The 14550-nt window shown below is 54.9% G+C and carries 14 protein-coding genes; 9 read left to right on the top strand and 5 right to left on the bottom strand.

Features of this window, described 5'->3' with window-relative positions; translation table 11 throughout:
* Nucleotides 1-110: 110 nt before the first annotated feature.
* From LU196_RS04630 to hisP, 5 genes are all read left to right on the top strand, one after another.
* A complete protein-coding gene (locus LU196_RS04630; protein WP_232759489.1) occupies nucleotides 111-680 on the top strand; it encodes a UbiX family flavin prenyltransferase in 570 nt (189 codons plus the stop codon).
* Between the two features lie 275 nt (nucleotides 681-955).
* The gene (gene argT / locus LU196_RS04635) at nucleotides 956-1738 is read left to right on the top strand and encodes a lysine/arginine/ornithine ABC transporter substrate-binding protein ArgT (RefSeq protein WP_232759490.1); all 783 of its coding nucleotides are present in this window, start codon (nucleotides 956-958) and stop codon (nucleotides 1736-1738) included.
* Nucleotides 1739-1933: 195 nt separating this feature from the next.
* Nucleotides 1934-2620, top strand: a complete 687-nt coding sequence (locus tag LU196_RS04640; protein ID WP_232759491.1) for a histidine ABC transporter permease HisQ — start codon at nucleotides 1934-1936, stop codon at nucleotides 2618-2620.
* Nucleotides 2617-3333, top strand: coding sequence for an ABC transporter permease (locus tag LU196_RS04645; protein WP_232759492.1), 717 nt, complete (start codon nucleotides 2617-2619; stop codon nucleotides 3331-3333). Before LU196_RS04640 ends, LU196_RS04645 begins: the two co-directional genes overlap by 4 nt.
* A 9-nt stretch (nucleotides 3334-3342) precedes the next feature.
* Nucleotides 3343-4116, top strand: coding sequence for a histidine ABC transporter ATP-binding protein HisP (gene hisP, locus LU196_RS04650; protein ID WP_232759493.1), 774 nt, complete (start codon nucleotides 3343-3345; stop codon nucleotides 4114-4116).
* A 51-nt stretch (nucleotides 4117-4167) separates the two neighbouring features.
* On the opposite strand, the gene LU196_RS04655 is transcribed toward hisP, so the two are convergent.
* Complete coding sequence (locus tag LU196_RS04655; protein ID WP_232759494.1) at nucleotides 4168-5064, bottom strand: TIGR01777 family oxidoreductase; 897 nt, start codon at nucleotides 5062-5064, stop codon at nucleotides 4168-4170.
* 206 nt (nucleotides 5065-5270) lie between these two features.
* Here LU196_RS04655 and yfcF point away from each other — a divergent pair, with 206 nt between their 5' ends.
* Nucleotides 5271-5912 carry a glutathione transferase gene (yfcF, locus tag LU196_RS04660; protein ID WP_232759495.1) on the top strand — a complete coding sequence of 214 codons (642 nt, stop codon included), beginning with the start codon at nucleotides 5271-5273 and terminating at the stop codon, nucleotides 5910-5912.
* A gap of 113 nt (nucleotides 5913-6025) precedes the next feature.
* Nucleotides 6026-6571, top strand: coding sequence for an NUDIX hydrolase YfcD (gene yfcD / locus LU196_RS04665; protein WP_232759496.1), 546 nt, complete (start codon nucleotides 6026-6028; stop codon nucleotides 6569-6571).
* A gap of 206 nt (nucleotides 6572-6777) precedes the next feature.
* On the opposite strand, the gene pta is transcribed toward yfcD, so the two are convergent.
* Together pta and ackA are read right to left on the bottom strand one after the other, a co-directional pair.
* Nucleotides 6778-8922, bottom strand: coding sequence for a phosphate acetyltransferase (gene pta / locus LU196_RS04670; RefSeq protein ID WP_232759497.1), 2145 nt, complete (start codon nucleotides 8920-8922; stop codon nucleotides 6778-6780).
* Nucleotides 8923-8998: 76 nt separating this feature from the next.
* Complete coding sequence (gene ackA / locus LU196_RS04675) at nucleotides 8999-10201, bottom strand: acetate kinase (protein WP_232759498.1); 1203 nt, start codon at nucleotides 10199-10201, stop codon at nucleotides 8999-9001.
* Between the two features lie 338 nt (nucleotides 10202-10539).
* Between ackA and yfbV the strand changes: the two genes are divergently transcribed.
* Nucleotides 10540-10992 (top strand): terminus macrodomain insulation protein YfbV, encoded by a 453-nt coding sequence (yfbV, locus tag LU196_RS04680; protein ID WP_232759499.1) that lies wholly within the window; start codon nucleotides 10540-10542, stop codon nucleotides 10990-10992.
* Nucleotides 10993-11147: 155 nt separating this feature from the next.
* Entirely contained in the window at nucleotides 11148-11810 is a 663-nt protein-coding gene (locus LU196_RS04685; protein ID WP_232759500.1) for a sugar phosphatase, read from the top strand.
* Nucleotides 11811-11837: 27 nt separating this feature from the next.
* Here the strand turns inward: LU196_RS04685 and yfbR are convergent, their stop codons facing one another.
* Both yfbR and LU196_RS04695 read right to left on the bottom strand, forming a co-directional pair.
* Complete coding sequence (gene yfbR / locus LU196_RS04690) at nucleotides 11838-12437, bottom strand: 5'-deoxynucleotidase (RefSeq protein WP_232759501.1); 600 nt, start codon at nucleotides 12435-12437, stop codon at nucleotides 11838-11840.
* 110 nt (nucleotides 12438-12547) lie between these two features.
* Nucleotides 12548-13765, bottom strand: a complete 1218-nt coding sequence (locus LU196_RS04695; RefSeq protein ID WP_232759502.1) for a pyridoxal phosphate-dependent aminotransferase — start codon at nucleotides 13763-13765, stop codon at nucleotides 12548-12550.
* Between the last annotated feature and the right edge of the window lie 785 nt (nucleotides 13766-14550).

The following is a 14550-nucleotide window of genomic DNA, read 5'->3' on the forward strand; positions in this document are numbered from 1 at the left end:
GGGCGGGCGCAATCCCGCCCTGTTTGTTTTTGACCTTTTTTCGGCGCGGGAGCGCAATTCTGCGTGGTGCACGCTATGATTGCCGCAATCTGAACGAGCAAGGCTGAATTATGAAACGACTCATCATTGGACTCTCTGGCGCCAGCGGCGCGATCTACGGCGTGCGGATGCTGCAAGTGCTGCAACCGTTGGCGGAAGTGGAAACCCATTTAGTGATGAGTCCGGCGGCGCGGCAAACGTTGGCGTTGGAAACCGAATACAGCGTGCGCGATGTGCAGATGCTTGCAGACGTGGTGCATGACGTGCGCGATATCGCCGCGAGCATCTCTTCCGGTTCGTTCAAAACGCTCGGTATGGCCATTCTGCCCTGCTCAATGAAAACGCTCTCCGGCATTGTACACAGCTACAGCGACAGCCTGCTGACGCGTGCGGCCGATGTGGTGCTCAAAGAGCAGCGTAAGCTGGTGCTGTGCGTGCGCGAGACCCCGCTGCACTTGGGGCATCTGCGTATGATGACCACCGCCGCAGAACTGGGTGCGTTAATTATGCCGCCCGTACCGGCGTTTTATCACCGCCCGCAAAGCATTGACGATTTAGTCGACCAGACGGTGAATCGCGTGCTGGATCAGTTTGATATCACTTTGCCAGAAGATCTCTTTACCCGCTGGCGTGGTGCATAATGGTGCAGTGATGCGCGGTCGCGGTGCAAAATCGCGTCCGCGATCACTGTTCGTGCATCTCGTGCACCAAAAGTTAACAATGTCGCTTTCTCTTCCCCACGCCGCTGTTATATTTCCCTCACAAACTAAGCGTTTGCACGGCGACGCAGGCAGGCAAAATGCACTGCTTGTCTCACCCGCAGCCATTTCTCATAACTGGCATGAAACCTGCAATTCACTTAGCGCAAACACATCACGACGCACATAACAATAAGCACTTTACTTGAGGGTTTTCTATGAAAAAGCGAGTTCTGGCTCTCTCTTTGATGCTGGCAATGTCCAGCGCTGCGAGCGTGTTCGCCGCAGTGCCGCAAACGCTGCGTATCGGAACGGATCCGACCTATCCGCCGTTTGAGTCAAAAAATGCGCAGGGCCAGCTGGTGGGCTTTGATATCGATTTAGCCAATGAGATCTGCAAGCGTATTCAGACCAAATGCACCTATGTAGAAAGTGACTTTGATGCGCTGATCCCGTCGCTGAAGGCGAAAAAGATCGACGCCATCATCTCCTCGCTCTCCATCACCGAGAAACGTCAGGAAGAGATTGGCTTCTCAGAAAAACTCTACGCGGCGAACGCCCGCTTAGTGGCGCCAAAAGGCTCGACGTTGCAACCCACCGTGGCGTCGCTGAAGGGGAAAAACATCGGCCTGCTGCAGGGTACCACGCAGGAAACCTATGCTAACCAATATTGGCGGCCAAAAGGCGTGACCGTAACGCCTTATGCTAATCAGGATCTGGTGTATCAGGATCTTAACGCTGGACGTATCGACGCGGCGTTCCAGGATGAAGTGCAAGCGAGCGAAGGCTTCCTGAAACAGCCGGTCGGCAAGAATTACGCCTTTGCTGGCCCAGCGGTTAAAGACGACAAAATTTTTGGCGTGGGCACCGGCATGGGGCTGCGTAAAGATGATGCCGATCTGAAAGCCGCCATTGATAAGGCTTTTGATGCCATGCGCAAAGATGGCACCTACGACAAGATTGCGAAGAAGTACTTTAATTTCAACGTTTATGGCGATTAAGTATCCTGATTCCTGACGTCAGCGAAGGAATTTTCACAGGATCGCTCATAACTATTCACTCCGGGTGCTTACCTATGTAAACTCCCGGAGTTCATACGTTTGCCGCCTTCCATTATGTGATTCCCATCCCGGTCAGGACTGTCCGTAACATGTTGGGCAGCGTAGGTTATTTTTTTTCACGACAGGATCGATCCCATGCTGTATGGCTATTCTGAAGTCATCCTCAAAGGTACGTTGGTCACGCTCGAATTGGCGCTCAGCTCCGTGCTGCTGGCGGTGGTGCTGGGCTTGATTGGCGCCGGTGCCAAGCTCTCCCGCAATCGCCCCCTGGCAATGCTCTTTGAAGGTTACACCACGCTGATTCGCGGTGTGCCCGACTTAGTCTTGATGCTGCTGATTTTCTACGGTTTGCAAATTGCGCTTAATGCCGTCACCGATGCGCTGGGCATGGCGCAGTTTGATATTGATCCCATGGTGGCCGGCATCATCACGCTTGGCTTTATCTATGGCGCTTACTTTACTGAAACCTTCCGTGGCGCGTTCCTGGCGGTGCCTAAAGGGCAGATTGAAGCCGCCACCGCGTTTGGCTTTACCGGATCGCAAACGTTCAGGCGCATTCTGTTTCCCGCCATGATGCGCTTCGCGCTTCCCGGTATCGGCAACAACTGGCAGGTGATCCTCAAAGCCACCGCGCTGGTCTCGCTGCTGGGGTTGGAAGACGTGGTAAAGGCCACGCAGCTGGCGGGGAAAAGCACCTGGCAGCCGTTCTACTTCGCGATTGTGGCCGGGGTGATTTATCTGGTGTTTACCACGCTGTCAAACGGCGTGCTGTGGTGGCTTGAACGCCGCTACTCGGTCGGCGTGAAAAGGGCAGAGTTATGATCGACATTATTCAGGAATATTGGAAACAGCTGCTCTGGACCGATGGCTATCGCTTTACCGGCGTGGCGATCACGCTGTGGTTGCTGATCCTCTCGGTTGTGATTGGCGGATGTCTTGCCGTGCTGCTGGCGATTGCGCGCGTGTCCGCTAATCGCTTCATCTCCACGCCGGTCTGGCTGTTTACCTATGTGTTTCGCGGGACGCCGCTCTACGTGCAGCTTCTGGTGTTCTATTCCGGGATGTATACGTTAGAGGTGGTGAAGGGCTCCGAACTGTTGAATGCCTTTTTCCGCAGCGGGCTGAACTGTACGCTGCTGGCGTTTACCTTGAACACCTGCGCCTATACCACGGAAATTTTTGCGGGCGCCATCCGCGCCGTGCCGCACGGCGAGATTGAGGCCGCGCGCGCCTATGGCTTCTCAACGTTTAAGCTATATCGCTGCATTATCCTGCCCTCAGCGCTGCGTACTGCACTTCCGGCTTACAGTAATGAAGTGATACTGATGCTGCACTCCACCGCCCTGGCGTTTACCGCTACGGTGCCAGACTTGCTCAAGATCGCGCGCGACATTAATTCGGCCACCTACCAGCCGTTTACCGCCTTTGGTCTGGCCGCTGTGCTGTATCTTATTATTTCTTATGGGCTGATTAGCCTGTTCCGCCTGGCGGAACGCCGCTTCCTGGCGCATATAAAACCTTCTTCGACGCACTGAGTTAACACTATGGCTGAAAAAAAATTAAGCGTTACCGAACTGCACAAGCGTTACGGTGAGCATGAAGTCTTAAAAGGCGTATCACTGCAGGCCAATGCCGGTGATGTGATCAGCATTATCGGTTCGTCCGGGTCCGGGAAAAGCACCTTTTTACGCTGCATCAATTTTCTTGAAAAGCCGAGCGAAGGGGCCATCACGGTCAACAATGAGTCGATTAATCTGGTGCGTGATACCGACGGCCAGCTAAAAGTTGCCAATAAAGAGCAGCTGCGTCTGCTGCGCACGCGTCTCACCATGGTGTTTCAGCACTTTAACCTGTGGAGCCACATGACGGTGCTGGATAACGTGACCGAGGCGCCGATTCAGGTATTGGGCTTGAGTAAAGCCGAGGCGCGCGAACGGGCGATTAAATACCTTGATAAAGTGGGCATTGATGCGCGCGCGCGCGCGAAATATCCGGTGCACCTGTCCGGTGGCCAGCAGCAGCGCGTCTCTATTGCGCGTGCGCTGGCGATGGAGCCTGACGTGCTGCTGTTTGATGAACCCACCTCCGCACTGGATCCTGAGCTGGTTGGAGAAGTGTTGCGCATCATGCAAAAACTGGCGGAAGAGGGGAAAACCATGGTGGTCGTCACCCATGAGATGGAGTTTGCACGCCATGTCTCAAACCATGTGATTTTCTTGCACCAGGGTAAAATTGAAGAGCAGGGGCCGCCTGACGCCGTATTCGGCAATCCGCAAAGCCCACGCTTGCAGCAGTTCCTCAAAGGGTCGCTGAAGTAGCGCCATCCAAACCACAGAGCCTGACCCGGGCGTCAGGCTTTGGAGACGCGCTTACCCCGCCACATCCTGCAGTGCTTCCTCCAAATCGTACCAGCGAAAACGATACCCGGACGCTTCCAGCCGCTTCGGCAGCACATGCTGCCCACCCAATACCAACACGGCGGACTCGCCCATCATGAGCTTGATCGCGCTGGCGGGCGTGCGCATAAAGGCAGGACGATGCATCACCCGGCCAAGCGTGGCGGCAAACTGTTCATTGCGAACCGCATATGGCGCGACCATATTGAACGGACCGGAGAGCGCCGGGTGATCGATTAGCCACAAAATCGCATTGACCATATCGTCAATATGAATCCATGAAAGATACTGTTTGCCGCTGCCGATCGGGCCGCCTACGCCCAATTTGAACGGCAATTTCATTTTAGCCAGCGCGCCGCCCTCTTTGGCGAGCACGACGCCGGTGCGCAGTAAACATACGCGCGTTTGCTCACTTTGCGCGTTGAGCGCGATATCTTCCCATCGGGCGCAAAGCGTATGGGTAAACTCATCCTGACCGGGATCTTCTTCGGTGAGCACCAGCTCGCCCGTGTCGCCGTAAAACCCGGTGGCGGAGCCTGAGAGGAGAAACTGGGGCGGCTGACTGCTGGCATGAATCAGCGAAACCAGTTGCTCGGTGATTTGCCAGCGACTTTCGCACAGCTGCTGCTTGTGCTGCGCAGTCCAACGTTTGTCGGCGATGGGTTCGCCAGCCAGATTGATTATGCCGTCAATGCCATTGAGATCGGTCTGCTGATTCAAACCCGACCATAGCGCCACGCGCGCATCCAGTTTTTCGCGCGCACTGGCAACATCGCGTGTGACCACGCTGACCTGATGCCCAAGGGCGAGCAGACGCGGAATCAGGTGCTGGCCAATCAGGCCGGTTCCACCGGTGATAAGCAGGTGCATGTGAGCCTCCTTGTCATGTTTTTTATGCTCAAGATTGAGCATAGAAGAGAAGCGCTACGGTGGCGCGTTCGGCCTGAGGTGAGCCTGAAAAAAAGCCACCGTTGTGTCACGTAATCGTGGTGAAAAATGATCCGCATTGCGCCATTGCTATAGGCGAAAAAAATAGGTAAATAAGAAGCACCCCTGACGCTTACCTGAGGCCGTCAATGAACTACCCGTCCCTCACTCTCTGGTCTGATGCTTCCTTTTTTAGCCCCTATGCGATGTCAGTGTACGTGGCCTTAACCGAAAAAGGCATTCCCTTTAGCCTCAAGCGCGTTGACCTGGCACAGCAGGGGCAGCACGACGATGCCTACCGTGCGCTGTCGCTTACCTGCCGGGTTCCCATGCTACAAATAGACGATCTGAGCCTCAATGAATCCTCGGCGATCGCCGAATATCTGGAGGAGCGCTTTCCCGCACCGGCGTTTGAACGTTTGTACCCGGCCGATCGCGAAAAACGTGCGCGTGCGCGTGAAGTTCAGGCATGGCTGCGCAGTGATTTAACCGCGCTGCGCGCGGAGCGCCCCACTGAGGTGTTATTTGCCGACGAGCGCTTTGGTCCGCTTACCTCAGCAGGCGAGCAGGCAAAACAAAAACTCATCGCCGCCGTACAGCGATTGTTGCCCGATGGGCAGCAGAATCTGTTTGGCGAGTGGTCGATAGCCGACACCGATTTGGCGCTGATGATTAACCGTCTGGCGCTGCACGGTGACACGCTGCCAGTGAAACTTCAGCACTACGCGGCGTTCCAGTGGCAGCGTGCTTCGGTGCAGCTGTGGCTGGCGGAATCGGGTAAAACGCGCTAAGCACGATGCGCCTTGCAGAGGCGAAAAGAACGCTTTACCTTACCGCACATTCTAATAAGAGATGGCAAACAGGGCGCGTGCCAGGCACGCCGAAAACGTAAAAAGGGTTATGGATGGTGGATCAAACGGCTGCAGACGGAATCGAGTGGGTCGATATCGTCAATGAAGATAACGAGGTCATTGCGCAGGCTACCCGTGCGCAGATGCGGGCGCAGTGCTTGCGTCATCGCGCAACCTATATTGTGGTGCACGACGGCATGGGGAAAATTTTGGTACAGCGACGCACGGAAACCAAAGACTTCATGCCGGGCATGCTGGATGCCACTGCAGGTGGCGTCGTGCAGAGCGGGGAAGATTTGCTGGAATCTGCGCGCCGCGAAGCCGAAGAGGAGCTGGGCATCGCCGCCGTGCCGTTTGCCGAACACGGCAAGTTCTATTTTGAAGACGCGCACTGCCGCGTCTGGGGCGGTCTGTTCAGCTGCGTCTCACACGGTCCGTTTGCCATGCAGGAAGAGGAAGTGGATGAAGTGTTCTGGATGACGCCCGAGGAGATCACCGCGCGCTGCGATGAATTTACCGATGACTCGCTCAAAGCGCTGTCGCTGTGGCTAAGCCGCAATAGCGAAGCAACGCGCAGCCAGCAGAGCAGCGAAGCATAATAACGATATACGTAAGAAACGGCGCCTATTGGCGCCTTTTTTCTGCCCCGCGTGCGGTAACCCGCCACAGAGCGGCTGATTAGCGGGGGAGAGCGTAACCCTGCAGAGAGTGTGGCCTGCGTGCGGGCAAATTCATCGATACCAGCTCAAAAAAAAGCGCATGCGGTTCATGCCCGCATACGCTTTATACCAGGAGCTGCGGCTGCTTAACCTTCGGCCTGCTGCGACTGAATCGCCGTCAGCGCAATGGTATAGACGATGTCATCAACCAAGGCGCCGCGCGACAGATCGTTGACCGGCTTACGCATGCCCTGCAGCATTGGCCCGATGGAGATCAGATCGGCGGAGCGCTGAACCGCTTTGTACGTGGTATTACCGGTGTTGAGATCCGGGAAGATAAATACCGTGGCACGGCCCGCCACCGCCGAGTTTGGCGCTTTCGATTTCGCCACATCCTCCATGATGGCGGCGTCATACTGCAACGGACCATCAATGACCAAATCGGGACGTTTTTCTTGGGCAATACGCGTGGCTTCACGCACTTTTTCCACGTCACTCCCTGCACCAGAATTACCGGTTGAGTAAGAGATCATCGCGACGCGCGGATCGATGCCAAAGGCTTTCGCGGAATCGGCGGACTGAATGGCAATCTCGGCCAGCTGCTCGGGATTCGGATCGGGGTTGATGGCGCAGTCGCCGTAAACCAGCACCTGCTCAGGCAGCAGCATAAAGAACACCGAAGAGACCAGCGAGCTGTTGGGCGCGGTTTTGATCAGCTGCAGCGGCGGGCGAATCGTGTTGGCGGTGGTGTGCACCGCACCTGATACCAGGCCGTCCACTTCGCCGCTCTCCAGCATCATGGTGCCCAGCACCACGTTATCTTCCAGCTGCTCCTGCGCCACCACTTCCGTCATGCCTTTGCTCTTACGCAGCTCGACCAGGCGCGGCACATAGCGTTCGCGCACCACTTCCGGATCAACAATTTCGATGCCTTTGCCCAGCTCAACGCCTTGCGCTGCAGCGACACGCTGAATTTCATCGGGATTGCCCAGCAGCACGCAGGTCGCGATGCCGCGCTCCGCGCAGATGGCCGCGGCTTTGACGGTGCGCGGCTCGTCACCTTCCGGCAGCACAATACGCTTCCCGGCTTTACGCGCCAGCTCGGTCAATTGATAGCGGAACGCAGGCGGCGACAGACGGCGGCTGCGCTCTGATGTCGCCGTTAACGACTCAATCCACTCGGCATTGATAAAGTTGGCCACGTACTCCTGCACTTTTTCAATGCGCTGCGTGTCGTCGGCAGGCACTTCAAGGTTAAAGCTTTGCAGGCTAAGCGAGGTCTGCCAGGTGTTGGTCTTGACCATAAATACCGGCAGGCCGGTCTGGAAGGCACGCTCGCACAGGCGGGCAATCGGCGCTTCAATGTGATAGCCGCCGGTCAGCAGAATGGCACCAATTTCAATGCCGTTCATTGCGGCCAGGCAGGCGGCAACGAGTACGTCAGGGCGATCGGCTGAGGTCACCAGCAGCGAGCCAGGTCGGAAGTGCTCCAGCATATGCGGAAGGCTGCGCGCACAAAACGTGACCGATTTCACCCGGCGGGTGTGGATTTCCCCTTCGTTAATGACCTCGGCATTCAGGTGGCGGCACATATCGATAGCGCGCGTGGCGATCAGTTCGAAGCTCCAGGGAACGCACCCCAGCACCGGCAGCGGACTGTTAGCGAACAGCTGTTTGGGATCGATATTGGCGACGCTGGCTTTCGAGGAATCATCAAAAATTTCTGACAGGTCCGGGCGCGTGCGGCCCTGCTCGTCGACTGGCGCATTGAGTTTGTTGATGATAACGCCAGTGATGTTTTTGTTTTTACTGCCGCCGAAGCTGCTCTGCGTGAGTTCAATGCGCTCTTTAAGCTGCGCAGGCGAGTCGTTGCCCAGTGCCATCACGAAGACGATTTCCGCGTTGAGCGTTTTGGCGATTTCATAATTAAGCGCGGAAGCAAACTGGTGTTTACGGGTTGGCACTAAGCCTTCGACCAGCACCACTTCAGCATCCTGCGTGGTCGCGTGATAGTTGGCAATGATCTCTTCCATCAGCACATCTTGCTGGTTGGAACCCAGCAGCGACTCTACGCGTGACATTTGCAGCGGCACGGCGGCTGGAATGGCGGAGTGTTGGCGGATGATGGTGGTGGTCTGATCGGGTGCATCGCCGCCAGCTCGCGGTTGAGCAATGGGTTTAAACACGCTGAGGCGTACGCCTTTGCGCTCCATCGCACGGATCACGCCAAGGCTGACGCTGGTCAGGCCGACGCTGGTGCCGGTGGGAATGAGCATGATTGTACGTGACACAATAAAAACCTCTCAGGAAGTGCAGACGGGCTAAAACCGCTCCGTCAGCCTGCGCTGACGGAGATAAAGGGAGGAATCAGGCGGTGAGGCGCGCCGCATCCTGGGCAATGACCAGCTCTTCGTTGGTGGGGATCACGACAGCCGGGCGGGTGCCCTCTTTATTAATGAAGCCCGCCTTACCGAAGCGCGCTGCGAGGTTGCGCTCATGATCGACGTCAAAGCCCAGCAGGGCCAGTTTACCCAATGCCAACTCTCGCACCAGCGCCGCGTTCTCGCCGATACCGCCGGTAAAGACCACCGCATCCAGGCGGCCATCCATCAGTGCAGTGTAGCTGCCGATATACTTCGCCAGGCGGTGGCAGAACACATCCATGGCGCGTTTGGCATCCGCTTTCGTCGCGTAGTTATCTTCAACGTAGCGGCAGTCGCTGGTGACTTCCGTCAGGCCGAGGAGACCAGACTCTTTGGTGAGCAGCTTATTAATGGCATCGACGCTCATGCCGAGGGCGTCATGCAGGAAGAAGACGATAGCCGGATCGATGTCACCGCTGCGGGTGCCCATCACCAGGCCTTCCAGCGGCGTGAGGCCCATTGAGGTATCGACGCATTCGCCATTGCGGATGGCAGAAACGGAACCGCCGTTGCCTAAGTGGCAGGTAATGATGTTCAGCTCGCTCACCGGTTTGTTGAGCATTTTGGCGGCTTCCTGCGTCACATAGTAGTGGCTGGTGCCGTGTGCGCCGTAGCGACGAACGCCATGCTCGCGATAGAGTGCGTAGGGCAGGGCGTAAAGATAAGACTCTTCCGGCATAGTCTGATGGAAAGCGGTGTCGAACACTGCCACATTTTTGTCAGACAAGTGCGGGAAGTTCTTCATGGCTTCTTCAATGCCGATCAGGTGCGCGGGGTTATGCAACGGCGCGAAAGAGGAGGCATCCTTGATCCCTTGCACCACGGACTCGTCAATGATCACCGATTTTGTCAGCTTTTCGCCGCCGTGGACGATACGATGACCAATTGCAGCGATTTGTGCAGAAAGCGCGGGTTTTTGTGCCAAAATAGTTTTAACGATGAAGTTCAGCGCTTCGCTGTGTGCGGCGCCTGCGCCAAGCGGTGCTTCCTGTTTGCTGCCTTCCAGTTTCCATTTGATGCGTGCTTCGGGCAGATGAAAACACTCCGCCAGACCTGAAAGGTATTCGTCGCCAGTGGCAGGGTTGAGGATGGCAAACTTGAGGGATGAGCTGCCGCAGTTCAGAACCAGGACTAACTTCGTCGACATGGAAGTACCTATTTGATTTAGTAGTGGCGAAAAATGACGCAATCAGACTAACAGCGTAGCCCATGAATGCGGGTCACTTTATGATTAACATCATGCGCTAGTCAAAAAAGCCTGGATGCGCAAAAAATTTCGGTAATTTTACGCATTATTTTGAAATCCACTGGGCTAATATGCCGCTGACGCACGCTTTTATTACGCTAAAGCTTCCGGTAATGTTGTTAAAACGGCGTCAGAATACCCAGTGTGACCTTCAAAGACAAAATCTTTTGAAAGATGTTACGTAAAGTTGTGTTAGTGGCTATTTTTTTTAAAAATTGCAGTTTTAGTTGAGGTCTCTCATGGCAAATGACACGGGCAATCCTGGCTGGTTTGGATTATTTCAGCGCGGCCAGCACTATATGAAGACGTGGCCGGCGGATAAGCGCCTCGCGCCGGTTTTCCCTGAGAACCGCGTGGTAACGGCCACCCGCTTCGCGATTCGTTTTATGCCGCCGTTAGCGGTTTTCACGCTGACGTGGCAGATTGCGCTGGGCGGTCAGCTTGGCCCTGCGATCGCCACCGCGCTCTTTGCCTGCAGCTTGCCCATGCAGGGGCTATGGTGGCTAGGTAAACGCGCCATCACGCCGCTGCCGCCTTCGCTGTTGAATTGGTTTCATGAAGTGCGCGCGAAACTGGAAGAGGCGGGACAAGCCAGCGCGCCGGTGCAGGGTAAGCCGACGTATCAGTCGCTGGCCGACGTGCTGAAGCGCGCATTTAAACAACTCGATCGCACCTTCCTCGACGACCTGTAATGCCTCAAAAACGCCCCCAACCGTGCGGGGCGTTTTCCTTTCTGCTTCTCTTACACGTTCTGCCCGCAGCAACATGCGCGGGCATACCGATCCGCCATTGCCTATGGCACACTAACGCGCCTAGAGCATTCCAATGCCTGTAAAAGGAGCAACGCGTGAAGAAGTACAAGGGTTTTCTGTTTGATCTCGATGGCACGCTAGTGGATTCCCTGCCTGCAGTGGTTCGCGCCTGGTCGCGCTGGGCCGAACGCCACGGCATTGCAGCTGAGGAAGTACTGGGCTTTATTCACGGCAAACCGGCCATGAGTTCACTGCGTCACTTTATGCCCGGCCAGAGCGAGGAGGCGATTCAGGCGGAGTTTCGCTGGCTGGAACGGCTTGAAGCGGAAGACACCGATGGCGTGCAGGCGATTGCTGGCGCGGCAACGCTGCTAGCGTCATTGAATGCGCAGCAGATCCCATGGGCCATCGTCACCTCGGGTTCTGTACCGGTTGCACATGCGCGCCACAAGGCCGCCGGATTACCCCTGCCAGAGGTTTTTATCACGGCAGAGAATATTACGCACGGCAAGCCGCATCCCGAGCCCTATCTATTGGGGGCCAAGCGTTTAGGACTCGCGCCAACGGAATGTATTGTGGTTGAAGACGCCCCAGCAGGGATTATCGCTGGATTAGACGCGGGCTGCGCCGTGGTGGCGGTTAACCCACCGGCCAACGCGCCGCGTGGCCATGAGCTGATGCTTCGCGTGGATAACCTCGCACCGCTGCGGGTTGAAAAAAACGCGGCGGGCGACGTGGCATTAACCACCTTACGCTAGAAGGCGGGCCAGTGAGGCCCGTTCAGCTTAAAGCGGTGAGTCTTGAGAAATTTCATCCAGAGATAAGCTGAAGCTGGGAATAAACACCTCGACGAAATAGTCCATCTCGGGTGAGCGCCGCTGCGCCAGGGTTTTTTCCAGCCGCGCTTTTGCCAGCAGGAACTCATTATTGCCCGCCGACAGCTCCTCCAGACATTTCAGATAGGCGCACAGCGCATCCGCCTGCTTGACCACCGCTTGCTCGCTTTCTGTATGCAGATGCTCATCTAACAGTGGCCGGTAGGCATCCTGCAGCTCAGGGGGCAGCATCTCAATCAGCTTATGCTGTGCGATTTTTTCTATCTTCTTATATTCATGAGCAATTTGCGCATTGTAATACTTAACGGGCGTAGGCAAATCGCCGGTTAACACTTCACTGGCGTCATGATATAGCGCGAGCATGGCGATGCGATCGGCATTGAGGTTGCCATTAAACTTTTTGTTTTTAATTACCGCGAGCGCGTGCGCCACCATCGCGACCTGAAGGCTGTGCTCTGAAACATTTTCGGTGCGCACGTTGCGCATCAGCGGCCAGCGATTAATCAATTTGAGACGCGAGAGATGGGCAAAGAAGTGACTACGGGTCATGACGGATTCCTGTTGCTGCGAGTAGGTGCCTCACTGAAAGCATGACAGTATATACGCTTCATGCCGCCACCGCAGAAGGGATGCCAGCGGCCTCCCTTCTGCGGCGAGGATCACTGACGATAGCCGAGAATAAACCGGCCAAACTTGTTGATCGCCATTTCCAGATCGTCAACGCGCGGCAGCGTGACGATGCGCACGTGATCGGGCCATGGCCAGTTGAACGCGGTGCCTTGTACGAGCAGGACTTTTTCCTGCAACAGGAAATCGAGCACCATTTTTTGATCGTCGAGGATATTAAATTTTTTGGCATCAATGCGTGGGAACATATAGAGCGCTCCCTGCGGCTTGACGCAGCTTACGCCGGGAATCTCGTTGATCAGCTCCCATGCGCGCTGCCGCTGCTCGTAGAGCCGTCCACCGGGTGCAATAAATTCACTGATACTCTGATAGCCACCGAGCGCCGTCTGGATAGCATGCTGCGCGGGCACATTGGCGCACAGGCGCATCGACGCCAGCATTTCAAGCCCCTCGATATAGCCTTTAGCGTGGTTTTTCGGTCCATTCAGCACCATCCAGCCCTGACGGAAACCCGCCACGCGGTAGGTCTTGGAGAGCCCGTTAAAGGTCACCGTTAAGAGGTCCGGTGCCAGAGCGGCGATAGAGTGATGCTGCGCCTCGTCATAGAGGATTTTGTCGTAGATTTCATCGGCAAAAATGATCAGATTATGCTGACGGGCAATCTCGACAATCTCCATCAGCAGCGCCTTGCTGTAAACCGCGCCGGTAGGATTATTCGGGTTAATGATCACGATGCCGCGCGTGCGTGGGGTGATCTTACTGCGAATATCGTCAAGATCCGGGAACCAACCGGCAGATTCATCGCAAAGGTAATGTACGGCTTTACCACCGGATAACGACACAGCGGCGGTCCAGAGTGGGTAGTCCGGCGCAGGTACCAGCATTTCATCGCCGCTGTTCAGCAGCGCTTGCATGGCCTGAACAATAAGCTCAGAAACGCCATTGCCAATATAGATATCCTCTACCGTCACGTCGCGCATATCCCGTGCCTGATAGTGCTGCATGATGGCTTTACGTGCGGAATAGAGTCCTTTTGAATCGCAATAACCCTGCGCGCTCGGCAAGTTGCGAATCACATCAACCAGAATTTCATCGGGGGCTTCAAAACCAAAAGGGGCGGGGTTGCCAATGTTCAGTTTGAGAACTTTGTTACCTTCTTCTTCAAGGCGTTTTGCTTCTTTAAGCACTGGACCACGGATGTCGTAACAGACATTTTCCAGCTTTCCGGATTTATCAATTTGAAAATTCATTGTTACCGCCTCAGTGGGCAGAGTCCTTTAACCTGCCGCAAAAAATAAAACCCGCCCAATTTACTCCTCTCACTGCGACAAAAGAAGGGCAGCGGCGGGTTTTGGCGCGTTTCATATTTTTTGCGGTCATAGATGGTATGAAAAAGGAATAACATCATCATTACTAGTGTTTAAATCTAAAATTTCGTAAATATTTAGAGTATTGCGCCATATTTCATTTCGGGCGTTTCCGGCTTCGTCCTATGTTATCAGACTAAAAAGCGGTGATAGTTTTGTCGCACGCGATGAATAAAGTGATTAGCGACGTGATGAAATAGTTAAAGGAATCTTTTTAGATGCCGAATAATTGTTCACTTAATGGCGGGGAAAGAGATAAAACAATTTCGCCAGTGAATGATTATTCACTTTTGCGCCATAAAACCTGAAAGCGAGCTGACCTCAAACACGACAGTAAACAGAGATTAAATAGTATTTTTGTTGGATCTTTAGCACTTGTTGAAAAACGGTACGGAACGGTTTTCCGAAACGTTAAAAGTCGCAAAGGCGGTATTTTATGGGCAATACGCAGTAAAATCGCACGGTTTGGCACAAAAACATTTCCATTTTTGGCCTAAAAATGATTAAGTATAACTTATTATTTGATGCGCCTTAACGCATCGCATCAGCAAAACACGCTGTTACCGCTTTTGCCCCGCCGGCCTTTTTCGCGGGAAACCAGACAACTACGCAGCTGCCTGCATCTTTTGCACTCAGTTTTAGCCCAAAGTTGTTCTGTCTTTGATTGA

The sequence above is a fragment of the Pantoea sp. Mb-10 genome, from assembly GCF_021272205.1.
Classification (GTDB): domain Bacteria; phylum Pseudomonadota; class Gammaproteobacteria; order Enterobacterales; family Enterobacteriaceae; genus Pantoea.